The sequence below is a fragment of the Pyrinomonas methylaliphatogenes genome (assembly GCF_000820845.2).
GTDB lineage: Bacteria > Acidobacteriota > Blastocatellia > Pyrinomonadales > Pyrinomonadaceae > Pyrinomonas > Pyrinomonas methylaliphatogenes.
This window is the reverse complement of sequence record NZ_CBXV010000007.1, coordinates 133,187-157,232: the sequence shown is the minus strand read 5'-3', so window position 1 is coordinate 157,232 and position 24,046 is coordinate 133,187. Positions and strand designations below refer to the sequence as shown.

The following is a 24,046-nucleotide window of genomic DNA, read 5'->3' as shown; positions in this document are numbered from 1 at the left end:
TTGATCGAGCCATGCGCCGCTTCAACGCCTTTCGCACGCGCTTTTCTCCACAGATCCCATGACGTTTCGACAGAAGAGCGCAAATTGCGCCAAGCAATCGCTGCCGACCTTCACAGTGAACCGAACACGCGCTCGATCGTTGACGAGACCGATTCGAACTTCGGGCAACTCCCTTCGCGCTCCGTCCGCTTCGAGTGCCAATGATTCCAAACGCGGAAGCGGGCAATAGACATAAACGGATGAATATTTGCTCAGTCGCTCGCGCGCTACCGGCGGCTCCTCTGTGACGCAGAAGAACTGGCGATCTGTCAGGGCAAGAAGAGTCGGCGGCGCCAATTGTCGCGCGAAGACGATGAAACGATGTGTGCGGATCTCCGGTTGAAACGCCAGCTCGAATATCTGCTCGCCTTCGAGCAACCAGCGGCGAAGCTCGCTTTGAAATTTGAACGGCAGCCTTGACGGATCGGCGTGCGAATCACGTGCTCTATCGGGGCTCACATCGAGCGCTTTTCGTATCGAAAACAGCGCCTGCCTGAAGAGTTCGATGCCGACCGTATTGAAAGGTATTTTGATTTCACGACTCGTATGCCGCCCGAAACCGAGCCTCATCCACGAAAAGAGCAAAGCTTCTCCGATCTCGGCGAAGATCAGGTCGGCAAACGGTATCTCGACTTCTTCCACCACACCACGATCAATGGCGATGCGCAAACGATCATCGCCTATCATGAGCAGATGTCCAGCGGGCACCTGGCGATGGCGCGCGGGTGGATCGGTGATGGGTGGGGCATAGACGACATAGCCATCAAGATCATCCGCGCGCGCCTTTTCATAGAAGGCCAGAAGCGGCGCGGGCACATCTTTTGGCTCGCGGATCCGCAACGCGAATTGATCGACTTTAACCATCAGCTTCCCTCGGAGACCGCGGCGTGTGCGACCTTGCTCAATCCTCTCGATTTCATCGCGTTGTCAAACGACGATAAATATCCGGCATCTTCTCCGGCAACCGAAGGGTATCTTGAATGATCGAGTAACCGTTCCTTCCGAACATTTCATCAAGTTGCGTATCGCCCCTGAGATCAAAGGCGATGCAAAAAGGGAAGACGCCGCTAGCACGTGCCTCCGTCAAAGCGACGCGCGTATCTTCGCGCGCGTAGTGCGCATCGCTATATTCGTCATCGGTCGGCTGCGCGTCGCTCAAAATGATGAGCAAACGCGTCGCCACAGATTGTTCGTTTAATCGCCGCGTCGCATGCCGAATCGCAGCGCCGAGCCGCGTGTTGGCTAGCCACTTCGCTCCGCCAATGCGATCGGCTATCAATTCACTGTAGGGCTCATCGAAATCCTTGAACCGGTAAAAGGAGATGCTAGTCCGCCCATTGCTCGAAAAGCCGTAGATGGCATAAGCGTCGCCGAGTGCCTCGAGCGCTTCGCTCATCAGCAGCAAAGCCTCCTTCTCCACGTCGAGTACGCGCTTGTTTGCCGCGATGCGCGCGCTCGTCGAACCGGACATATCGAGGAGGAAACAGACCGCCGTTTCGCGTTCGCGGCGCTGCCGTTCGACATAGATTCGATCCGATGGGGTGCGATGCGCGCGATGGTCGACGACATATTCAATCGCCGCTTCAAGATCGATCTCGTCTCCATCAACCTGCCCGCGCACGCGCCTTAACCCGACGGGCCGTAGGAGTTGAAAACGGTTGCGCACTTGTTTGATTAATCCCGCGTACTCGGCACGCGCGCGCTTCACGAAATTGCGGTCATCCGCTCGCCATTCGCGCTCGATCACACGACACCAACGTGGGCGGTAATCGCCAATACGCGCATCCCATTCGTCGTAGTAAAAGGCGTTAGGCAAACGCACATCGTCGAGCGGCTGAGCGACGCCTCCCATCGCAGCGCCGACCTGCAAGTCTGTGGCTGGTGCGCCCCAAGCAGCCTGAGCTAACGGTCGTGCGCGAATCTGCCCAGCATCTCCTCTCCGACCTTCAAATCTCAGCATTTCTCCGATGCCATCTTGTCCTTCTACATCTTCCATTCCCTTCCCTTTTTCGGACCTCGGCGATACGTCTCGACGCCGCTCGTTCTCCCAGTGCAGAGCATTTTCTGGATCTTCGGGATCGAGATATTCGTAAAGCTCCAAGCAAGCGCGGATCGTGTCGGCGACGTTCGCCCCATCCTTGCGCACATAAGCGGCTAGCACTGCCCTTACTTTCTCCGTCCATGCGCGCTTCTCTTCATCGAGAACGCCTCTCGCTCCCGAGCCGAGCGCCTCGACGAAAAGCAGTTCGAGAAACGGCTCATATTTCAAAATGTATTGGTCCAGCGGACGTGCACGCTTCGGAAGCGTTTGTGCCCAATCCAAATCACGACGCAACCCGCGATAGCGCACACGCAGGAGATGCTCGATGCGTGCATTCTCGAGGATTATGAAGAGGCGCCGCGCAAGCGCTGTTTGCGGAAAGATATTGATGAGCGTGCGCCAATCCGTCTCACCATTCAAAGAAGCAGGCGGGCGATGAGCGAATCTACGGCACAGTTCCAAACCAAGCGCGCGCAACCGCTCCGTTTCCATCTCATGGGTGCCGAATTCGATCTGGCCAGCTCGCTGCGCGGCGAGCACCTTGTAGTATCTAAATCGCTCTTCTGCGCTCCCTAAGCCGACGATTGTCGGTGGCAAACCGATCGTTTCATCCGACTCCGGTTCGAGCAAATCGCACTTCTGCGGTCTCGCAATGAGAGGGAGTTCTTTTCCGGTTAACATACTGATATACCGCTTGAGCACAGGCAGCACATCTTCTAACCGTAACGTATCGGAGGTCTCGGCGATCGCCTTCTGACTGGCGCGCGATTCCGCAGCGAAATAAGCGATGAGCTTGTTGCTTTCGGCAAATGAGGCGAGTCCGCGCTTCACCCAATCACGATAAGCGTCAATTGACAGCCGCGCGAGCAAAGCCGAACTCATCTCGTAACACTTGCTCGCCGCAACTATGCTGCGCTCGGCGACAAGCTGGGCGCTGTCGAGCGCAGCCATAACCGCCGCCTTCCCCTCGCTACCATGCGTCAAAGCGAGCGCAACTAAGTTTTCGGTCGCTCCTTCAGCCAGCGTCGTGAAATTGTGGAAAGCCGCGCCTTCGACATTGGCGAATCGATCGCAAAGCGCCGCCCACTTATCGATCAAAGTTACATCTTCGAGCCGAGCAAGCTTCGCGCCACAGATGAAGAAGCGAACCGCACCGTCATCATCAACGGCGATGAATCTTTCCGTGTGTTGTATCAACCGTTCGCCGAGCGTCACCGCGAGCGGGCTTCCAGTCTCCGCACGCTCGAGCAATGGTAAGGAAGCCTCAAACAGATCCACGGCGAGCTTTACTGGCAATCGCCCGACGAAGTCGAGCAAATGAAGCGAGAAGCTTTTGTGAGCTTCACCTTTCGCCTCCCATTGCCGAATAGTTCTCGTTGCCTGTTGCAGGAACGCGCAACAGTAGCCGAGCGACCCGTAGCTGAGTTTGAGCGCCACTTCGATCAATCGCGCACTCACATCCTGATCGCTCGACCCTTCCGTAATGGCCATGGCCGCGCGCAGGCAATCGAGCATCGCATCGCGGCCATAGATCTGCGTCACGTTGATGCATAGCGCGAGAAGGTGAGAACGCAGCGAAGATGGCGCGTGAAGGATGACGTCCGTGCCCATGCGGAAGAATTCCGCGGCCAACGAGGCATCGACACGCGCTAGTCTGACGCTACAGTCAATCCAACGGATGGAATCTGCCGGATTGAGCCGGAGCAAGATGCGCCGAAAAGCGCGGAGGAAATCCAAGGCCGAATCGAACGAATGGAATGAAATCTGCGACCAACCGCACGCTGCACGTTGCCAACATTCTATCCGCTCACGTTTGGCGGCGATGTGCGCGAACCACTCTTTCACAGCGAAGTTCTGAGGCGGAACAGTTTCGCGCGGAGGATCGAGTCTTTGTGCTCTTTCCGATTGACGCAAAAGAAGAACTCCTTTCCGAAACCCAGTTAAGCTTCGAAATAGGAGTCATCAACTGCCGATCGCAGTGGTTGATGGTGGACTCCATCACCCTGAACTTTTACCTTCATTTTAAATCGCTCGATCCGAGCGACGCAATCCATATTCCTTCGCCCCCGATCGTTCCCCATGCGGCGCGATCTTGCTCTCTATTTGATGACGGTTACAGGGCAATGCGCGTAACGTAAAACTCTTTCAGAAATCGAACCTAAGATCCATCGCGTAACGCGCGTCCTTCCGCGTCGTCCCATGATGATCATGTCAGCCCGACAATCTTCGGCATAGCGAATGATCTGTTCAGCCGGGTGCCCTGCAGCGATATGCGTTTCGAGCTCGATGCCGAACTCTTCAGCTCGCTTCCGCAAATGGGCCATCTCGCCTAACAGATGCTCTTGTTCACGATCCAGCAACTCGGCGATCTCGACTGAGGTGGCTGGCTCAGGCAGTTGAATGACGCTGACGACCAGCAGCTTCGCCCGAAACCTGTCAGCGATCTCAAGCCCGAGATCGAAAGCTTTGCGTGATTGCTCCGAACCATCAAAGGCGACAAGAATTCGCTGTAACATCTCGCACCTCCTCAAAGCGTGGTTGATGAACCGACGACTTCCGGTTCGCGCTCCGATTCCGACATCGTCGGCAGAAGATGTCTCGGAAGGAAGAAAGCGTTGCCGATCATGGTCGGCACGACAGCGCTGGCGATCACCGTCGCCACGATGTAGGAGTATTGCGCTTGATCTATGATGCCATGCGAAAGACCGAAAAGCGCGGAGATCGTTCCGAAAGTCAGTCCCGTTGACATCAGAAGCGTCGTGTAAATCCCTTCCTCCTTACCGTAGCGATAGATCTTCGTTGTGGGAAACACTCCGATGAACTTCGTCAGAGATTTCGCCAGAAACAGGATGATGAATGTAAGTGGCGCGCTGAGCAGGGCGGGGATCGACACGAAAGAACCAGCGCGAATGAAGTAGAAAGGCGTCAATAGACCGAAGGTCAAAGTCCGCAATCGTCGTATCAAAACATGGTCCTTGCCTACCGTGCCCGCCAACACCATCCCGATCAGATAGGCCGGTAGAACCGCTTCGCTCTCCGCCCACGCCGCTAATCCGCCCATGCCGAAGAGGAGAAAGAGCAGATATTTCGCCTCGAGCTCCGAAACTCGATTGCTGTAGCGGCGGAAGAAACGCGGCGTCAGCCACGGCAAAATCGCGAAGACGATGATGGAGATGATGACAAAGATCGCTGTCCTCAGCGTGAATGGCGCGAAGATCAGACCGAGCGCGATGACCGTGCCCAGATCGTTCACGAAACAAGCCGCGAGGATGGTCTTGCCAAATGAAGTGTGATTCAATCCGAGCTCTAACATGACGGCATAAACGACGGCCACGGAAGTCGTCGAGAGGGCGACTCCGACCAACCATGAAGGCCTCGTGGGCCAGTGAAGGAGATAGCGCGCGATGGCTGCGCACCCGAGAAAGGGAGCGAAGAAACCCGCCAGCCCGATGATCGCCGTCTCCTTCCAACGCGAAGTGATGACTTCGGGATCCAATTCCGCTCCGGCCAAAAACGTCAGCACGATGGCCCCCGCGCCAGCGAGAAAAGTGATCCACGGTTGCTGCGCGCCAAGAAAGGTCGCGCCGATCGTCGCTCCGATGACGAGCTGTGCGACCGTGCCGACGATGATTTCAGAAAGCGCCGTCGAAATGCGTAGCTTTATGGCAAGCAGTACGGCAATCAAAGCCAGCCCAACCCAAATGGAGGCGAGAAACCATACTTGAGCCATATTCTAGACCTCCTGCGATCGACATCTGGCCCAAAATAAAAACTCCCACACCGCTTTCACGATGCAGGAGTCATCAGTCCAAATTCTTGGACGCTTCTTAGGCGAACTCCATCGCCTTTTCGCGATTATTATTTCGCGTCACTGGTGAACGTGTCAATACCCGCGCCCTTATGGACATTCCCGCCTCGCTGCGTAACTTCATAGAGAGCAATAAGACGAGCGAGCCTGATATTGTTAACAATCAAGAGCGCTGGATGCCCTAACCTTAGGTGACAATGCCTGGGAACGAACAAGATATCGTTAATAACAGAACCCTAGTGTTTCTCGCCACCTTCAGTCAAAAGCCTTGTTAGGAATTCAACGCATGATTGATCGTCCCATCTGGCGCGATGATGAACGTCGTTGGTACTGCTTCGGCGCGAAAAACTTCCGGCGGCTCCCCCGCGAAAGTGTAGATTGGCAGCTTGTAACCGTGCTCCTAAACGAAACGACGGACCGTTTCCCGATCCTCCGCAGAAGCGCAGATGAAAACAATCCCTTCATCCTTCACCTGCTCGTACAAACGCTCGATGCTCGGCATCTCATTGACACAAGGCGGACACCACGTCGCCCATACGTTGAGAAAAATGACCTTACCTCGAAATCCGGCTAAATCCAGCTCACGCCCATCTAGCGAACTGACCTTCCAGCTGTAGTCAGCTCGCCTTATCATAGGCAAGCGGGGCGGCGGATAGGAATCATGACTCGGCGTCACCTTGCTCACCGTCGGAGGCGCAATCCGCCCCGGCGCGTAAACGGCCAACAACATGCCCAGAATAGCTAGGCTGAGGAAACCGACGACGCAAAGCGTCACGCCTACGCAGATGCCCAAAAGGAAACTCCAGAAGTTGATATTGAAAACTTTCGCTCCAAATCGAAAGAGACGTGACATAGTCGCCCCCAACTATCTAGGGTTTCAGTCTATACCGTCGATCAGCAAAATAGTAGACGGCGCAACAGCTTGCGATCGTAGACGCCGCGTTTCAGCTCATACCGTCGATCAGCAAAATAACGTAAACATTGCGAGCATTTCAACGATAACGTCAGCCGAAGCGTCTCTTGAAAAGCCCTTCAAGCCTTCTAGGTTCTACTATCGATGAGTCGTCGCCTGGTTCGCGCATCCGTCTTTCAACAGCCACGTCTCTTCACGTCAACCCTCTTTCAGTTAAGCGCGTGTCAGCATTCTTAGTTGTCATGTCACGGCTGAATATGGCGTAAACCAATTCGCGATCGGTTCCCCCACCTCACTCAAGCGCGGCACCGCCCAAGGAAGAACGGATCAGCGCAATCATAAACAGCGCCTGCTGCGCTTCCCTCGAAGAACTCTCTTCCTACACTGCTCTCTAGTCTCACAGGGCCCTTCCGCGAATGGATCGCCCAAGTAGCCGCCGATGCCGCTTCCCCACCAACTGCCGCCACCAAAGCCCCAGCCGAATGGGTCCGTGCAATTGTAAACTGTAGCCGGAATTCTATCTAGCATCGCAAGTCTGAGGATCTGATTGAGACATGCATCTTTTGAGACAGTCTAGTCGAGACGCTCTCAACCTGTTTTCTTTTCCACTGCCTCATCCTTCAGAACGACTTGCATATCTCTGAGCGCTCAGTAGCATATACCGAGCACTCCTCCAAGTCCGAACAACAGCAGAATGATCAAAATGCGCATTACGTTGATGGTTTGAACCAACGACTCGTTGTACAATTGGAGATATTCCAACAACCTCTGCGGATCTTGCATATCAAAAGCCGATAGAGGTTTCCCGAAGCTACCTAGGATAGAAGCCTGCGGCAACGAAGCGAACAAAACAAGGAAACTGGCTTGCAGCCCCTTTGTGAGCATCAATATCGCCTTGGTAGCCCTTTTAAGTTTGTTCTTTTTCTTTGGCCCGTATGTGAAAAGCCCATATTAGTTCACCCGTACCGATGATGAGTAGCAAGATCTATGTTGTAGCCATCTCTGTCGTCTCCTATGTCACATCGATCGCTTCCGTCTATAGAGCGAGGCACACGGTGCCCCATCGATGCCTAACGACTAAAGAAATGACTTTCAAACTTCAGCTCTGCGCTTTGCAAATATGATCGTTGTAAGCAGTAGAAGCGTAGCAAAGATCTTGTCACCGAGCAGCGTGGGGGAAATCATTACTGATAACCAATTGAAGAATAACAAGATGATCAAAAATCGCTTCAACCATTTATGCTCTCTCCCACGCAAACTAATCAACACCAACATCGCCAACCAAAAGATAACTGTCATTCCCAGAAGAGTTCTGATGGATAGGGTGTTGAAAATAATCCAATCCTTCATAATTACGCTCCTTTTTATTCTATCTCACCGATGTGTTTGATCGTTATGCTTCAGTAGACGAGGGATCTTATTTCCTAACCTCGTAATAACCACCTCAACGCCATCAGGGCAGACAATCTCCTTGGTTTTTCCGATCACTTAGCAACTACCCCGTGTTTTTTTAAGATGGCTTCTCTTTATCTGTCATAGGCGTTCATGCCGCCTAATTTCCCAGACTCCGATTTATACACGACTGATCCTTATCCAGTAGCGCGTAAGAGCTAAAGTTCGATGTTTCTAAAACAATAGCAAGCCTGAACCATTCAACTCTTTCCTTTATACCTTATGAAAAGATAATTCAGAATGCATGCAAGTAACGCGAGTTTGATGAAGAAGATAACATCCCGCATCTTTTCTGCGCTTCCGTCAAAGCCGACCCCTAACAACCATCCAATAAAAGCTCCCACCCAGACCCAAAGAATCCTGGTGAAGGGTTGAATGTCACTCTTCATAGAACTATCCTCCTTTGGCTAGGTGAGGAGAGTTTGGCTCCTCACCATAACCAAGATTAATTGCGTCGTGAATACTTATCCAACGCTCTTTGAGTACTTGCTAACCGATTGTCTTGCTTCCCTTCACGAGGAAACCTTCGAAGAGTTGGAACAACAAATAGCTAGTTTTGCGTCACGCAATGTCTCCATTTTGGCAGAAACAGACTAGCGCTCGAAACGCTTCTTTTTTATGTTTGTATACAGTGACTCAGTGCTCAAATCTCTTCGGCGTTCCTTGCCTTATCTTTTCCATCCTCTTTAACTTGAAGAAAAACAATATTAAAGACATGATCTCTGTCGCTAAAGCTGAGGCGTTGCGAGAAGGTACACTTCTCACACGGATCGAACGTACAATCTCAAGCATGCAATCTCACAGAGATTATTTAATTTTTTCCGTCCACGATGTCCTGAGAACTCTGATGATCATAAAGAGTGTTAGGGCAATAAAATCGAGATACGCGAAGACTGCTAGATTGAAAATCATTTTCACCCGGATCCAGTAATCCACTTCAGAAATGGAATCAGGCCGATTGAGAACCAAGCAATCCTCTAGTCTCCCTAGCAGTACATTTATCGCGACCCAAAGGACCACCAAGCTTATCACCGCCACAATCAAAGAGACATTGAAAAGCTTCATTAATCGGTTTGGCTTGACGATCTCTGTTTGGAAAAAGTAGGGAATAAGATAGCGAATCATACCGACCGAATAAAGAACCAACGAAACAGTAAGGCCAATCAAAACTTTTTCTAACACGATTGCCCTCCACTAATCAGAGAATCTACATATATCTCCTATCGGCCCGTCCAGATTCATATCAGCTATATTCGCGCAAAACTGCAAAGTTATTACTCCATCTGCGATTCCTATCTTGAATTGATCGTTCAGAATCACTTTTCACCTTTTCCCTTTCTATAAAGAAGCCCGATCATGTTCAACAAAGCGAGAAGAGTGGTTAACAGCGGGAAAACAAAGCAGTAGATCATTAAACGCAGTACCTCTATTGTTCTAGCAATGTAGAGATTATGTTCTCGTAGGATTTCCGCCAATCGTTGCGGATCCCTCACGGTTTCAACATCATAAGCATACTTACCAAACGCCTCAAAAGCTGCCGCGCTCGGAAGCGAAAACAAGAAGATAAGGCAAGCAAACATGATGGAAGAGACGGCAATCTCGCTACACTTGATCCGTCTTTGGAAGGGATCGACCTCTTTCTTCGAAGCGGTATAGAGAAAAAAAGCAAAGTGGGCTACGAGCGAAATGATGAGAGGAACATAGATCCATTTAGTGGAACCCATACTTTCACCTCAATTACCAAGAAATGGCTTGCATAAATCGAATTCTATGCTCCGCTTCACGAGAGCGACAAGATTGCTCTTGCTTTGGAAGCTCTATACATAGCACATAGTTTTCGCTATGAGACTCACGATTGGCGATTCATATCGCCAATCGTGAGTCTACTTTTGAACTTCCCAAATCTATCTAGGGGCATCTTTCCGGTTTGCCTTGACACTCAACCAATCGGGCTAAGACTTGATCCTGCTGGTCAATACAGTTTCCAACTTGGCGGCACCAATCAAGTATGGCTCCCAAGGTGAGACCAACATCGAGTAATAGCCCGGCTCCGATCCTAGCCTCTGGACCACCTACTGCCCCTGCCGCCAGGGTTACTCTACAGGCAGTAACCTGGAACTGGATTATGGTCATTACGCCGCTAAAGGCTATCTGATTTATACAGTTTTGGTACACTCTATCCGCTTCTGCCCTGATTCGATTCTCACACTGCTCTCTAGTCTCACAGGGCCCACCTGCGAACGGATCGCCCCAGTAGCCGCCGATGCCGCTTCCCCACCAACTGCCGCCACCAAAGCCCCAGCCGAATGGATCGGAACAATCGTAGACGAAATCGTATCCCATATCGTAGAGCGGCTGGTACCAATTGCTCCGCACATCAACCAACGGTGCAAATACTCATCATCAACATGCCACTGATAGCATCTCCCGCTACAGCAAAGGGGTCTCCTCTTTTTCCGACATACATCCAAGAGATAGAAGCATCTCAATCTTTTCCCCTAATTCATCATTGACAATTTGCTTCTCAACCTCAGCTTCCATCCCCTCAAACACCGTGGCTTGCCAAGAACAGTTATGCTGAGCGACCAAATCATCAAGCACATTAGTCATTGAGCTTTTCCTTCGCTTTGCGCTCTTTTCTGAGCGTCCAATAAAGACCGAATTTGTATGAGAAAAACGCTATAGACGACAGTGCGAGACACGTCATGGTAAGGTCAAGCACTTCGAGGGTCCGCTCCAGAGTCTTGTGCGTCTCGTACAAATATTGCTCGAGAAGCCTAGGCGAGGAAACCAATGTTGGATCTATTTCCATCTCGCGAAATGGCATCCTTTTTGGTATAACTGCCCACAGAAAATTAATGAAGATAGCGGCGACTAGTGACAACAAAAACTTGATTTTTGCTCGACCGAGCTCATCCTTTTTCGTGAGCGCACTGACGGCAGCCACGATTGCTAACAATGAAGTAGCAAACATAAGTCCGAAGAAATAGATCCTCATCGTTAATTACCTCCGTTAAGTTACCTTGGTCCGCAATTTGCTCGAGTTAGAGACCAGTCTCCAGTTAACTTTTTGATTGGAGACTGGTCTCATGTAAGAAATTACTGCCGCGGTGGGCACACATCTGGCTTGTCCATACATTCTTCACCTACACTGCTCAAACAGAGTTGGCGACTCCGCACGCACAACACGTATTCCACGCCTGCCATGCCTGCTGAACCAAACAACACACCCAGTTCACATGTCCCCAATACCCCGAGAGCTCCAGGCCCAGAAAACCCAGCCGCTATCGCACACCCAGTTGTACCGAATGCCATGCCTCCGACTATCCTCGTTCCAGCGTCCCAACCACACTCATACATTTGATTACAGTAATCTCGTTTTCGCCGCTCACACTGCTCTCTAGTCTCACAGGGCCCACCTGCGAACGGATCGCCCAAGTAGTCGCCACCCAGGCCCCAGCCGAATGGATCAGAACAATCGTAGACGAAATCGTATCCCATATCGTAGAGCGGCTGGTACCAACTGCTCCAGCCATCTTGCCACGGGGAGAACATGCAGTCCCACCATGTGAGATCCTGCAGCGTTGGTCTCTTCGCGTAGCTCGCCCGCTCGAACCTAACCTCGCCGCCCTCCGGCTTGATCGCAACAGCGTGACCATCAGCGCCGCGCTCGATTCGATAGCGACGGCCATCGTTCATCGCAAGCCGCGTGATCTTCCCGCTCTGATCGCGTTCGACCGTCACACGGTTTCCTTGATCGTCCGAGATGGCTTTCAACCGCCCTCGCCGATCATACTCCATCCGCTTCACCCTCCCGCGCGCATCCACGTACTCGGTCAAGGCACCGCGTCCATCGTAGCGGAACCGCCGTGTCATGCCTGCCGAGTTAGTCAGCTTGATGATTCGCCCGGCTTCGTCGCGCTCGGCAGCAACCCAAGCTCCTTGCGCTGTGGTCAGCTTCTTCACCATGCCGCTTGCATCTCGTTCCAATGCCACGGCACGACCTTGCGAATCGCGCTCCCTGACCAACCAGCCGCGCGCATCGTATTCGTAGTTGAACGTTAAACCGGATGGCAAACGATCGGCCACCATGCGGCCCAGCGCGTCTCGCTCTGTTGTGAAGCGTCCGAGTTGTGGGTCGATGAACGCCCGCTCGTTGCCCAACGAGTCGTACTCAAAGCCGTAGGTTCGCCCACTGCTGGCGGTCAGCGAAACGAGCCGCCCGCGCTCGTCGTAGCGCGCTCGGTAGTTCACGCTCGCATCGGTGCTGCGCGTTTCGATGACGTTCGCTTTGTCGTCTAGCACGTAGTCGATGCGCACGGATCCTTGTGCCTTGCTCACCAAGCGACCGCGCGCATCGTAGGAAAAAGTTTTCTCGGTTCCATCCGATATCCTCTGCCGGATGATCCTGTTCTGCGCGTCGTAAGCGATTTGCGTCTCGTTCCCAGCGCTATCCACCAATCGCACCGGACGGTTGGTTTGACTGTACTCGACGCGCATGATCTCCCCATCCGCGTCGCTCACCCTGATGAGCAATCCATCCGCCGTGTGCTCGTAAACCTGCTGCACGCCAAGCGGATCGGTCACCAACGTTCGCCGCGATGGAGCGGGACCGTTGTTGTCGTACTTGTAATCGTAGACCGACACAGCATCGCTTGTCTGCAGAACGCGCCCCGACAAGGCATCGTACCTTGCTTTCAACACTGTTCGCCCTTCGGGATCGACCACTCGCGTCAGACGATTCGCCTGATACTTGTATCTCCACTCTGCACCGGCGGCATCGATGACGCTGCTCAGAAGCCTGTTGCTATACCGGAATGAAACCCGCCTTCCCGCGTGGTCTCTGACCGACATCAAATGCCCAGTCAGCCCCCAAGACCATTCGAAATCGATCCTCGCACCTCCGGTTTCAAGCGAGAGGATGCGACCGTTTGCGTCCCGATTGATCGTTATCCGATTGCCGTTCGCATCGGCGACCTCGGTCAAAAGATACTCGCCGCCTGCTGGAAGGTAGGTTCGCACCAAGCCAGGCAAATCGGCGATCTCTTCAGTGATCTTTCCCTCGAGCAGATCGAAAGCTTGATGCTGCCCTGGCTCCGGTCTTTCGAGCACGAAGCGGGCGCCGTTTTGTCGCACGAAGTTCAACGTCGCGCCGCCGCCGGTCTTCATCACGGCGCGATCGCCTTGAACCGAGATTCGATCATCGAAACCGAACGACCAACCGAGTCCCATCCCCCGATCTTCGCCGTCGCTCGTGTAAACCCGTTGGAAGAAGAGCGGCATCGCCCCTTGAATTTGCAGATCGATGATCGAGAATGCCAGATCGCCGCGCGCCGTGCTGACAAAATTGACTCGTGCTCCTTCAAACGCCGTCCTGACGGTGGTCAGCAACGGAGCGGGTTGTGTGCGCCGCCCCAACACCGCCAATGCTTCCAGCGAAGCAAGAGTTTGATCTTCAGGTGTGGTCTGCTGTGCACCCAAAGAACACGGCGAGCACGGCCTTTTCGAAGCGCTTGCCTTATCTTTGGCACTCAGTTTGCGGGGGGGGCGTAAGTTACTGGACCAACGCCGACGGAAAGCAAGATCATGGAAAGACTAACCAAACACGCAAGGAAACGACGCACTGACTTTCGCAACATAGAATCCTCCGCTAGGTGAGGTCGGCTGCTTTGAACAACCGAAGAATCGTAGAACTCTACCGTTGCAAACGCGCGTGTAGCCGACCACACGGCCAAAGCGCGATCTTCTTTTCTCTTGTGTCCCTGCCAGCCTGCGCCATCCGCGCGAGGGAGGCTACCTATTCCCAGCGACTCTCCAGAAATGTGAGGCTAGCAACGACGGCGCAGATTCTATTCCGGGTCCCCCTTCCTGTCAATAGGTTCTTTACCCTGACCGCTTATCAGTTTTGAGGCAAGAATAAGAAGGTTTCAAGGTCTGTGGTAAAAGTAAAGTTGCCAAGCCACTACTTTTACCGGAGACAGAGCCATGAACCCGTTGCGAACTTGCCCCATCCTTGCTTCTTTGTGAAGACCCTTCCGCCGCTCGCTTGCATCAACCTGCGCCGCGCTGATTGCCGCTCTCTGTCAGGCTGCTCAAGCCTCTAGTTTCGCCGCTCGCCGGTGTGCTTAACGCAAGTGCAGTTTGGCTCGGCATTAACGCGCCTCTACCGCTTTGGACGTCACACTCGGTTCGACACCTGGCTGTTGACCGCAACAGATGCGACGCCTGCTGGCACGACCCGCGCTGATGTGCGGAAACGTAATCCCTTGAGAGCGAACATGCTGATGTCTGACGGTTGGTAGAGACGAAAGGACCTCTGGCAGCCTCTTGACTCCAGCTGGACTGGACGGCGTGGCAAGACCGGTTTTCCGTGCTCAGCGCCTCAGTGTGTGTCGGCACACGGGCTACTCCCGTTGCCGCCTCAGCCTGTGACAACTGGCGCGGTCACAGATGGGAAGAGATCTTCCTGCGGCGATGTGTTCTTACGCCTTGCGCAAGTGCGAGCAGTCTGGTTATGCGATAGAGGCTGTCATCGTGTCGCATGGCTGGGGAAGTTGCTTGCATTGGCGCAGGATTTTGTTGTCCGGCGGCAAGGTGATGTGACGGTGCATCTGCCTGAGCGAGCACAAATTCTCAAGCACATCAAGCTCAAACGCGGCTCTCATCGTGACTTTGGAGTGGTCTAGAGTAGATGAGTTTGTGCAGGTGCGAATCATTGGCGTGTGAAACAGGCATGCAAAAAAGAGAGGATGGTCGGCAACGAACTTAACTTAACCAATAGAATTGCCGGGCTTGATGACCATGGAGATTGAAGAACAGTTCCGAGATACGAAGGGCGTGCGTTTCAGGCTGAAGTTGAAGTAGAGACAGTCGACAAAAGCGGAGTTTGTCGAACGCATGTTTATGCTCGTCGGCGTCGCCATCTTGCTATGGACAACAGTCGGCAGTGCAGTTGAACGGGAAGAACCCGCCGTGCGCTTGAAGTGTAAGCAGAAAGGGGGACGACTCTCGCTGGTGCGGATCGGCGCTTACTATTGGCAGATGAAATGAGCATTAGGTAACTGCAAAGGTGCGACTCACAGAGAAGTTCGTGCGCCAGCACTTACCGCCACCGCGCATCAGGCTATTCAAGTGGCTGATGTCTTCTCAAAACTGATAAGCGGTCAGGTTTCGCTTCCCATTGACATTTCCGCCTCACCGTCTAAAAATTATGGAGCGAAAATTCGGGGCGATGGAGTTCGCCGTATAACCATCTCGGTCGCCAGATCGAGATTGATGACTCCTTTTCAAGCGCGCTTGAAAAGGAGTTTTCGTATTTCTGGAATCATGCGATTTCTAGGAGAGAGTCGAGTGGATACCTTCACGAAGTATTTGATGGTGGCTATCGGTGGAGCTTTCGGAGCGATCTTACGTTACTACTTGAGCGGCTCGGTCCTATCGCGCGTCGCCGCCCCATTTCCGACAGCAACATTCATCATCAACATCAGCGGCTCGTTCATCATCGGTTTCTTTCTGACGCTCGTGACTGAACATTTCATAGTCAACCCACATCTGCGATTGCTCATTGCCGTCGGCTTCGTCGGCGCCTACACGACCTTTTCGACGTTCGAGTATGAGACGGCGCGATTGATCGAGGATCGAGACTTTCTCCACGCATTCTTCTACGTCACCTTGAGTTTCGCCGTCGGCTTGATGGCCGTCTGGGGCGGCATCTTCGCAGCGCGCTGGATGGCGCAAGCGCCTCTGCTAAACAGCATCATCGAAACGGAGCGATCGACCCAAGCGATAAGCGGCGTGCCTGTGATGGATGAGCTGGAAATGGCCAATTTGAATGGAGGGCGCGAAAGCGTCGAACCGAAAGAACGATCATGAAACTTAAGAGTGAGAACGAGGTCGCACCGAGATCGACAACACGCGATGATGTCGAGCGCCGAAGGCGGAAAGCGATGAAACTGACCGTGTTCATCGGAGGCGACGAGCGGCGCGCACATCACACGCTTTGCGAACTCGCACTCAAAACTTTGCGCGAGATGAACATCACGGGCGCGACCGTAGAGAAAGGCGTGATGGGATACGGGATCAATCGGACCATCCATTCGACGTTAAATGAGGTGACGATGGAGAATTTGCCGATCGTCATCGAGGCGGTCGATGATGGAGAACGATTGCGAGTCGCTGCCGAACGCATCGCAGAGATTTTAGGCCAGCATGGGCTCGTGCAACTGCAACCGACGACCGTGATCCTGAAAAGAAAGGGGGAACGCGCCGATGCTTGAAAGGGGACCAGCTAAGAAACTCGTCGTTTACGTCAACGCCACGCAACATTATCAAGGCGAGCCGACTTACGAAGCGATCGTCAGATTCCTTCATCGCCACGGTTGCGCCGGAGCGACCGTGACGCGCGCCGTCGCCGGTTATGGCGCAAGCGGCAAGCTTCATGAAGCACATCTTTTCGGCATCGCGGACGACGTGCCGATGAGGATCGAAGCTGTCGATTCGGCGCAGAAGATCGAGGCTCTCCTCCCTTGGATCTACGAGATGGTCGAGCACGGATTGATCGAAGTCCAAGATACGGAAGTCATCAAACACACGATGGCGGAAAAATCGGCGAAGGAGCAGCAGAAGATGAAACATGAAAAGCTCGAAGGCCAAGCCAAAATGGTGCGTATCTACATCGGCGAAGACGATCGCTGGGGAGGCGAACCGCTCTATGAAGCGATCGTCAAAAAGCTTCGCATGATGGATATCGCCGGCGCGACCGTTTACCGTGGATTGATGGGCTACGGAGCGACACAACGTGTGCATCGTTCAGGTTGGCTCGGGTTGTCGAGAGATTTGCCGATCATGATCACCGTTGTCGATACGGAGGAGAAGATACGCCGCATTTTGCCGATTCTCGATGAGATGGTGGATGAAGGGTTGGTCGTGCTCTCCGACGTCGAGATCATCAAATACACACACTCTCCCGAAGCCGGATCGAAAGATTGACTCGATCTTGCGTCGAATGCCGATGGAGAGGGAACGAATCAAGCAAACGCTCGATGTCGCGGCGGAGATCATCGAACGGCGACAGATCGCTTCACTGCTTCCGCTTCTGGCGATCTGTCGCATGATTGCAGCGCAGGCTGAGATCAGCGTCGCCGTCATCGGACGGTTCAAGGCTGGGAAGAGCAGTCTTCTCAACGACCTCGTTGGCCGCGATCTTCTTCCCGTCGGCGTGATCCCAGTGACGGCGATCGTCACAGAGATGCGTGACGGACCGAAGGAACGCGCGACCGTTCATTTTCTCGACGGGCAAAGCGAAGATATCCCAATCGCAACCATCCGCAGCTTCATCGCCGAAAGCGAGAATCCTGACAATGTGAAGCGCGTTTCGCGTCTCGTCCTCGAACTTCCCGGACTCGAAAGATTCCGCGGACTACGTTTTGTCGATACCCCAGGATTAGAAAGCGCGCTTTCGCATAATACGGAAGAGACGCTCAAGTGGCTCCCACACGTCGGACTTGCACTCATCGCCATAAGCGCTGATCACCCTCTCTCGCAGAACGATCTTACGCTCATTCAAACCGTGCGCCGATATACGCCGCACATCGCGATTTTGTTGACGAAGGTAGATCTGCTAAACGATGCGGAACGGGATGAGGTGCTCGCCTTTATGCGCGAGCGACTTACGCGCGCTTTCGGCTCGGCACCAGTTATCCTTCCCTATTCGGTGCGCTGCGGGTATGAGAGACTCAAAGCTGAGTTCGCAGAGTTCTTGCGGCGCGAAACGCTCGATGATTTCGAACGGAAACGTACGCGTGCGCTCGCGCAAAAGGTCATGACGTTGCTCGGCGAGTGTCGCAGCTATCTGACGCTTGCGCTCTCCGCCGCCGAAACGCTCGATTCAACGCGCGAGGAATTGAAGAGTGAAATCCTCGGTGGGCGAGAAGCGGCGGATGAGATGCGAACCCAAATGCGATTGTTGATGCAGCATGCTACACGCGCAACGCGCGATACGGTATTTGCGAGATTAAACGCATATAAAACGAAGCTAGAGGCGCAGCTACTCGAAGCGCTGGAAGCTGAATTCCCGCATTGGACAAGAAGCTTGAGCCACGCGCTCGGATCATTTAACGCTTGGTTACGCCAAACGCTCAGGCGAGAACTGTATGAGATTTCAGGATCAGAACGCGCTGCGCTGCTCTCTTTCGTCCAGAAGTTCGAGAAGCAGATGTTCCGCCTTAGGCAAGAGTTCAGGGACCGGCTCGCGGAGAAAACGATGCGCGCCTATGGCGTTCCTCTGCGTACGACTGAGGTCGAGACCACGCTTGCGGAACCGAAAGAGCCAGATCTACACATCGGCAAGATATTCGACAGAAATTGGGAGACGCTCTCGCCGATCATCCCGATGAGCTTAGTGAAAGGGTTCGTAAAACGCCATTTCGCGAGCAAAATACCCTACATGGTCGAGAAGAACCTTTCGCGGCTTGCTTCGCAATGGACCGACAGCATCAACGCCGCGCTCATGCAGATCGAGCGCGAGTCAGAGAGACGATTAGATGAACTCATAACGACCGTCGAACGCCTCGCTTCAACCGAGAGCGCGGAAGCGCCACAGATCAAGGTCGATATCGAGCGCATAGATTCGTCCCTCGTTCAGTTTCAAATCGCGCAAGCTGGCGATGATGCGATCTCTTTGACGATGGTGGAGAAGGATGGGCTCTCAGGCTAAAGGGTTTTCCAGACTTCTCAATGACGATCAACGGCGCGCGCTCTCTACGCGGCTTGCCGCGCTCGACCGGCAATTATCCGAAACTGAGATGTTGCTTGTAAGGGGGATGCCGGATGGAGCGATGTTCCGGATCGAAAATGATCTCTCTTCGGAGCGAACGCAGGCGATCCTCGCTCTTTTCGCCGAAGCGCGGGCTTGCATCGAACGACTGCGCGACCGCTTCGAGTTGACTGTACAAAAGGAGGATCTCAGACAGCGTTTGGCGGGACACTTCGGTATCCTATGGACCATCCTGGAAAACTCGCGCGCCGCTAGACTCAAAGGGTTCGGCGAAGTTTCGGATGAGCTTATCCACGCGCTCGACTCAGAGATAGAAGCGTTGATCGAGATCGTCGATCGGATCAGATCGCTCGCCTCATCGGCCTGAAGGATCATTCAGGAAGGGTCGGGTCGTTGCACCGGACGAAACTCGCAAACGACACTCTATCGCTCATCCTCTGACGGACACCACTGCCCCTTGCGCAACATGCCGCCCGTGGTTAATGAGTTGAGCGCATCCGCTGCGCTGGCGAGGTGTTCTTCTTTGTCGGCTCGGCATCTTTCACGTTGTACCACCAGACCAATGCGCCGACGATCATCGCAAACAGGATGAGACCGATGAGCGCAAGCCGTATGGCGAAGCGAATCGCCCGCCATACGAGCAACGCACCGATCGCAACGATGGCCAAGATGAGAACGATTATCAGCGTGATCATATAATCCGATAACATTAGATGAAGAGGCTGAAATCTCTAACAGGGCCTTTGAATCGCTACCGTTCCCGATGATGGGCGATAGACGAAGGGTTCGGATTCAGCTGCTCATCTCAACTCCGCCATTTGTTATTTATCCGCTTGCTGTGGCCGTTGGTAGCTAGCACGCACGATCGTCTTGATGTTGCCGCGCACGTTGAAGTCGCCCTCGATCTCGACCCGCAGAGGGTCACAGGCGCGCACGAAATCCTCCAAAATCACGTTGACGACGTGTTCGTGGAAGATCTTCACCTGACGGAACGAATTGATGTAAAGCTTCAAGCTCTTCAGTTCGATGCACCGCTCGTTAGGCACGTACTCAATGCGGATCGTCGCAAAATCAGGGAAATCCGAGAACGGACAGATGCAAGTGAATTCCGGGATCTCGAAATGAATGCGTATCTCGCGCCCGACGAACTCGTAAGGGAAAGTGTCGAGCGGGTAAAGATTCATCTCTTCACGCGGCGTCGAACGAATGTCCAAGCCCTGCCAGTTTGGCGGCGGTAGAACCATTCCTTCCGTCGTCACCTTCATCGGCTTCCCCTCCTTTCGAGATCAGGACTCACGCTGTCTCTTGGCTCTTCTTTTAGAATGAGATCATATCTTAACACGGACGGCGGGCGGACTTGAACAGAACGCATCCGGACTTCACCTCGATCGCTGCTCAGCGCGCGGGTTTTAAGGCTCCGATTGGCGCAGTTCATCATAGGAGATAATGGCCGGTCCGACCCGCGGCCAACCATCGGATGTCCACAGAAGCCGATGGATCTGCAGCTTCGCCCTTCCGCTGTCGGAAGCGTCGTAGAAATGGTGGACCAAATAGTAAGTATCACCATCGCGATAGATCGCTTGACCGCCCGGACCGATCATCTCGCCACTGCTGCTCAAGATGAGCGTACCACCGCCCTGCATCATCGGCTTGCCCGATCCATCGAGATATGGGCCGGTGATGCTCTTCGCCCTCCCCACGCGGATGTTATATGTGCTTCGCATGCGCCGACAGCAGAAATCGAAGGAAACGAACAGATAGTAATAAGGTTTGCGGTAGATCAGACTCGGCGCTTCGATGGCATGCGGCGGGTCCGGACGATACGCGAGAGAGTAAAGGCGCGGAGGCATCTCCGCGAGCTTTCCCGTCTCAGGATTCAGTTTGACCATCTTGATCCCAGACCAGAACGATCCGAACACGAGCCACGGCTGTCCATCGGCATCGACCGTGAAGCTCGGATCGATCGCGTTCCAATCATCGGCAGGCGTCGAGCGAATGACGACACCTCGATCCACCCATCTATAGCGCGGGCTGTTCGGGTCCAAGGTCTCATTCGTCGCCAGTCCGATGGCCGAATCGTTCGTGCCGAAGATCGAGGCTGAGTAGTAGACCTGATACCTTCCACGATAGTAGGAAACATCGGGCGCCCACAAACTCCTCACCTTCCGCGAGATCCAAGCGGGTTTTCGCTCGAAGATGGTGCCCAGATATCGCCAATGGCGTAGATCCGTCGAACTGCGAATCTGAATGTTGCCATCGCCGATGATCCCCGATGGATCGCCGGTTGAGAAGACGTAAAAGGTGTCTCCCGCGCGGATCATCGAAGGATCATGGACGTAATCGCCCCTCGCGCTCTGGACGCTCTGGCCCAGATGAGCTTTCGGCATAAGAGTCAAGATTAACACCGAGGCGAGCAGCGATGATCCAATCATGCCCAAAATTCGAGCGGCGGTGAGACGATCGTCGGAAGACATAAGACCTGTGCGGAATCTCTCGATCCACTCGCCCCAAAGCGCCACTCCGAACCGATCGCCGCTTGGGCGCTGGGCCTTCCCATAGACTAGCGCCTTCTTCGCGCGAAGACGTTAACCAGAATCAGACCAGCAATGAATCCGCCGATGTGCGCGGCATAGGCGACGCCGCCGACTTGTGATCCCTCGCCGAGCATGCCAAGCCCGCTGATGAGCTGAAACAGGAACCACAAACCGATCGCCACAATGGCCGGAACTTCGGTAAGCACGCGCAACATGATGACCATCACGCGCCTTTGCGGATGAAGTACCAGATATGCGCCGAGCACGCCGGAGATCGCCCCCGAAGCGCCGAGACTGGGGATATAGGGGTTGCCGCCGAAAGCCACGGTCGAAAAGACGTGCGCCAACGAAGCCAACACACCGCACAGCAAGTAGAAGATGAGATACCGCCCGTGTCCCAGATCATCCTCGACGTTATCGCCGAAGATCCAGAGAAATAGCATGTTGCCCAAAAGGTGCGCGATGCCGCCGTGCATGAACATCGAAGTGATCAGCGTCAGATAGACGGAGACGGGCGTAGGCTGGAGTCTGATGATGGCCGTCGCTCCGCTGATCGGGTCAACGATTCTGACAGGTCTCCCGATGTCGTGCCCGGAAATGATCTCTTGAGGCACGGTTGAGAAAGCATAGGTGAACCGCTCGTTCGTCCCGAGCCCTTGCAAGAAGACGAAAACGAGCACGTTCAAAGCGATGATCAGATAATTGACGTAAGGCGTGCTCCGGCGTCCAGTGTTATCGTCTCCGATCGGTAGAATCATGAAACGCTCCTAATCCTCACAAAGCTTTCCCCGAGCTTTCAGCGCCTTTACAACTCGCGAAGCGAACGCTCGTACTTTCCACCGGGCATCAGCGCAACTAATCTTAACACGGACTCTGCTGCCCTTCGCACTTGGAGCCTGGCGACGCATTGAGCCGCCCACCTCGATCAACACGGACTCTGCTACCCCTCGCGCCCTCAATCGGCTCCGCGCTCGGCGACAACGGCTTCAAGTTCCTGCCCGGTCTCGCCGCTCTCTTCTAACAAACGATAGCCCTCCGAACGGGCGACGTAGGTCGCCGCCGTAATATCGCCTGTGACGTTGAGCGTCGTGCGGCACATGTCCAAGATGCGGTCTACGCCGATGATGATGGCGATCAACGCCGGATTGACTCCGATGTTCGCCAGCACAAGAACGATGAACGGGATAGAGCCAGAAGGCACGCCCGCTGTACCGATGCCGCCCAGGATCGCAAGATAAGCGACCATGATCTGTTGCCCGAGCGAAAGATCAACACCAGCCAGCTGCGCCAAGAAGAGCACCGTCACCCCTTCATAGAGCGCCGTGCCGTTCTGATTGGCCGTCGCGCCGACGGTCAAGACGAAACTATTGATCTCGCGCGGTACGCCGAGATTCTCTTCAGAAACGCGCAGCGCCGTCGGCAACGTCGCGTTGGAAGAACTGGTCGAAAAGGCCGTGATCATCACGGTCTTGATGCGGCGGAAGAATTCTAACGGCGATATGCGAGACAAAAGATAGACCGACAAAGAGTAGACGCCGAACATGTGGATCGCCAAACCGACCAACACGGTGACGACGAACCACGCGAGCGCGCCCAATAGATCGAGCCCGAATCGCGCCGCGTTATTGAAGAGCAAACAGGCGACGGCGAACGGGGCGAGCTTCATCACGATGTCGATGATCTTGGCCGATACTTCATAAAGGCTCTGCAGCACATGTATGAGCGGCGCCGCCGTCTGCTCCGTAACCAAAGTCAAGGCGATGCCGAGCATCAGAGCGAAGAACATCAGATGAAGCATGTTCGGCGTCTCGCTGGCGATCGCGCTGATCGGATTGGTCGGGACGATAGATTTGATCACCTGTAATGGCACCGAATCGGTCGCCGTTTCGGCCCGCTTCGCCTCTTCGACGCGCTTGACGGCATCCGAACCGTAACGTTGCTCTAACGCCGCCGCCGTCTGCTCAGAAATGCGCTCGCCCGGCCTGATCGTGTTCGCCAGAGTCAACCCGATGGCGACCGAGATGGCAGAGATCACGAAAGTATAGGCGAAGGATTTCAATCCGATGCGCCCCAGTTTGCGAATATCGCCGATCCCAGCGACGCCCACGACCAGCGATGAGAAGACGAGCGGGACGACGATCATCAAAAGCAGACGCAGGAACAACTGCCCCACCGGCTCAGTGACGTTCGCGACGACCCAAACCACTCGTGAATCGTTCCCGCCGAACGCGAGGTTGACGCCAACGCCGAGAGCCGCTCCGCTCAACAACCCGATCAAGATGCGTTGATGAAGCGGCATTCCCTTAGGCTGATCGGGAGTCTTCTCATCGAGATCCGTGATTACCTCGCGCTCAAATGCGTCAGGCGCAACGCCCTTTGGCGATCTTTCGTTCATCTACGTCGCCCTTTCCTACAAAGCTCTAAGGAGATTATCGCGGTAAAGCCATGACCGAACTTTTAGCCGGAGGCGATGGCATTGATAACA

The 24,046-nt window shown here is 54.1% G+C and carries 22 protein-coding genes and 3 riboswitches; of the genes, 6 read left to right on the top strand and 16 right to left on the bottom strand.

All coding sequences use genetic code 11. The features are described from left to right. Positions 1 to 21: 21 nt before the first annotated feature. The 11 genes from PYK22_RS10285 to PYK22_RS10225 all read right to left on the bottom strand — a co-directional run bounded on the left by PYK22_RS10285 (position 22) and on the right by PYK22_RS10225 (position 13,674). Positions 22 to 903: a hypothetical protein gene (locus tag PYK22_RS10285; RefSeq protein WP_041976904.1), complete on the bottom strand. Its 882-nt coding sequence runs from the start codon at positions 901 to 903 to the stop codon at positions 22 to 24. 52 nt (positions 904 to 955) lie between these two features. Then, positions 956 to 3,925: a nitric oxide reductase activation protein NorD gene (locus PYK22_RS16735; RefSeq protein ID WP_157770824.1), complete on the bottom strand. Its 2,970-nt coding sequence runs from the start codon at positions 3,923 to 3,925 to the stop codon at positions 956 to 958. Positions 3,926 to 4,026: 101 nt separating this feature from the next. Next, a riboswitch (Fluoride riboswitch) is annotated at positions 4,027 to 4,092 on the bottom strand. An 87-nt stretch (positions 4,093 to 4,179) separates the two neighbouring features. Then, positions 4,180 to 4,596: a universal stress protein gene (locus PYK22_RS10275; protein WP_041976902.1), complete on the bottom strand. Its 417-nt coding sequence runs from the start codon at positions 4,594 to 4,596 to the stop codon at positions 4,180 to 4,182. 11 nt (positions 4,597 to 4,607) lie between these two features. Next, positions 4,608 to 5,810, bottom strand: coding sequence for a cation:proton antiporter (locus tag PYK22_RS10270; protein ID WP_041976898.1), 1,203 nt, complete (start codon positions 5,808 to 5,810; stop codon positions 4,608 to 4,610). Positions 5,811 to 5,867: 57 nt separating this feature from the next. Continuing rightward, a riboswitch (Fluoride riboswitch) is annotated at positions 5,868 to 5,935 on the bottom strand. A 353-nt stretch (positions 5,936 to 6,288) separates the two neighbouring features. Further along, the gene (locus PYK22_RS16730; RefSeq protein WP_157770823.1) at positions 6,289 to 6,681 is read right to left on the bottom strand and encodes a TlpA family protein disulfide reductase; all 393 of its coding nucleotides are present in this window, start codon (positions 6,679 to 6,681) and stop codon (positions 6,289 to 6,291) included. A 1,212-nt stretch (positions 6,682 to 7,893) separates the two neighbouring features. Further along, positions 7,894 to 8,151 (bottom strand): hypothetical protein, encoded by a 258-nt coding sequence (locus tag PYK22_RS10255; protein WP_041976894.1) that lies wholly within the window; start codon positions 8,149 to 8,151, stop codon positions 7,894 to 7,896. A gap of 909 nt (positions 8,152 to 9,060) precedes the next feature. Next, entirely contained in the window at positions 9,061 to 9,435 is a 375-nt protein-coding gene (locus tag PYK22_RS10245) for a hypothetical protein (RefSeq protein ID WP_157770822.1), read from the bottom strand. A 134-nt stretch (positions 9,436 to 9,569) separates the two neighbouring features. Next, a complete protein-coding gene (locus tag PYK22_RS10240) occupies positions 9,570 to 9,977 on the bottom strand; it encodes a hypothetical protein (RefSeq protein WP_041976887.1) in 408 nt (135 codons plus the stop codon). A 706-nt stretch (positions 9,978 to 10,683) separates the two neighbouring features. Further along, complete coding sequence (locus PYK22_RS10235; protein WP_041976885.1) at positions 10,684 to 10,863, bottom strand: hypothetical protein; 180 nt, start codon at positions 10,861 to 10,863, stop codon at positions 10,684 to 10,686. Further along, a complete protein-coding gene (locus PYK22_RS10230) occupies positions 10,856 to 11,251 on the bottom strand; it encodes a hypothetical protein (RefSeq protein WP_041976883.1) in 396 nt (131 codons plus the stop codon). Before PYK22_RS10230 ends, PYK22_RS10235 begins: the two co-directional genes overlap by 8 nt. 101 nt (positions 11,252 to 11,352) lie before the next feature. Next, complete coding sequence (locus PYK22_RS10225; RefSeq protein ID WP_041976881.1) at positions 11,353 to 13,674, bottom strand: DUF6531 domain-containing protein; 2,322 nt, start codon at positions 13,672 to 13,674, stop codon at positions 11,353 to 11,355. 1,476 nt (positions 13,675 to 15,150) lie between these two features. On the opposite strand from PYK22_RS10225, the gene PYK22_RS17610 reads away from it, so the two are divergent. The 6 genes from PYK22_RS17610 (at position 15,151) to PYK22_RS10200 (ending at position 19,394) form a co-directional block, all read left to right on the top strand. After that, positions 15,151 to 15,303 (top strand): hypothetical protein, encoded by a 153-nt coding sequence (locus PYK22_RS17610; RefSeq protein ID WP_157770820.1) that lies wholly within the window; start codon positions 15,151 to 15,153, stop codon positions 15,301 to 15,303. Positions 15,304 to 15,471: 168 nt separating this feature from the next. After that, positions 15,472 to 15,545, top strand: a riboswitch (Fluoride riboswitch). 34 nt (positions 15,546 to 15,579) lie between these two features. Beyond that, positions 15,580 to 16,125: a fluoride efflux transporter CrcB gene (crcB, locus tag PYK22_RS10220; RefSeq protein WP_162199837.1), complete on the top strand. Its 546-nt coding sequence runs from the start codon at positions 15,580 to 15,582 to the stop codon at positions 16,123 to 16,125. A 74-nt stretch (positions 16,126 to 16,199) separates the two neighbouring features. Continuing rightward, complete coding sequence (locus tag PYK22_RS10215) at positions 16,200 to 16,529, top strand: DUF190 domain-containing protein (RefSeq protein ID WP_157770819.1); 330 nt, start codon at positions 16,200 to 16,202, stop codon at positions 16,527 to 16,529. After that, positions 16,522 to 17,241 carry a DUF190 domain-containing protein gene (locus tag PYK22_RS17310; RefSeq protein ID WP_083437774.1) on the top strand — a complete coding sequence of 240 codons (720 nt, stop codon included), beginning with the start codon at positions 16,522 to 16,524 and terminating at the stop codon, positions 17,239 to 17,241. The genes PYK22_RS10215 and PYK22_RS17310 overlap by 8 nt, the downstream gene beginning before the upstream one ends. Before the next feature lie 22 nt (positions 17,242 to 17,263). After that, complete coding sequence (locus PYK22_RS10205) at positions 17,264 to 18,967, top strand: dynamin family protein (RefSeq protein WP_157770818.1); 1,704 nt, start codon at positions 17,264 to 17,266, stop codon at positions 18,965 to 18,967. Between the two features lie 88 nt (positions 18,968 to 19,055). Then, the gene (locus PYK22_RS10200) at positions 19,056 to 19,394 is read left to right on the top strand and encodes a hypothetical protein (RefSeq protein WP_157770817.1); all 339 of its coding nucleotides are present in this window, start codon (positions 19,056 to 19,058) and stop codon (positions 19,392 to 19,394) included. A 112-nt stretch (positions 19,395 to 19,506) separates the two neighbouring features. Here the strand turns inward: PYK22_RS10200 and PYK22_RS10195 are convergent, their stop codons facing one another. The 5 genes from PYK22_RS10195 to PYK22_RS10175 all read right to left on the bottom strand — a co-directional run bounded on the left by PYK22_RS10195 (position 19,507) and on the right by PYK22_RS10175 (position 23,956). Beyond that, positions 19,507 to 19,722: a hypothetical protein gene (locus tag PYK22_RS10195; protein ID WP_041976870.1), complete on the bottom strand. Its 216-nt coding sequence runs from the start codon at positions 19,720 to 19,722 to the stop codon at positions 19,507 to 19,509. 126 nt (positions 19,723 to 19,848) lie between these two features. Beyond that, positions 19,849 to 20,292 (bottom strand): preQ(1) synthase, encoded by a 444-nt coding sequence (queF, locus tag PYK22_RS10190; RefSeq protein ID WP_211197673.1) that lies wholly within the window; start codon positions 20,290 to 20,292, stop codon positions 19,849 to 19,851. Positions 20,293 to 20,436: 144 nt separating this feature from the next. Next, positions 20,437 to 21,414: an arabinan endo-1,5-alpha-L-arabinosidase gene (locus tag PYK22_RS10185; protein WP_041977289.1), complete on the bottom strand. Its 978-nt coding sequence runs from the start codon at positions 21,412 to 21,414 to the stop codon at positions 20,437 to 20,439. A gap of 173 nt (positions 21,415 to 21,587) precedes the next feature. Beyond that, complete coding sequence (locus tag PYK22_RS10180) at positions 21,588 to 22,319, bottom strand: rhomboid family intramembrane serine protease (RefSeq protein ID WP_060635550.1); 732 nt, start codon at positions 22,317 to 22,319, stop codon at positions 21,588 to 21,590. Between the two features lie 197 nt (positions 22,320 to 22,516). Then, positions 22,517 to 23,956, bottom strand: coding sequence for a dicarboxylate/amino acid:cation symporter (locus PYK22_RS10175; protein WP_099606186.1), 1,440 nt, complete (start codon positions 23,954 to 23,956; stop codon positions 22,517 to 22,519). Positions 23,957 to 24,046: the final 90 nt, after the last annotated feature.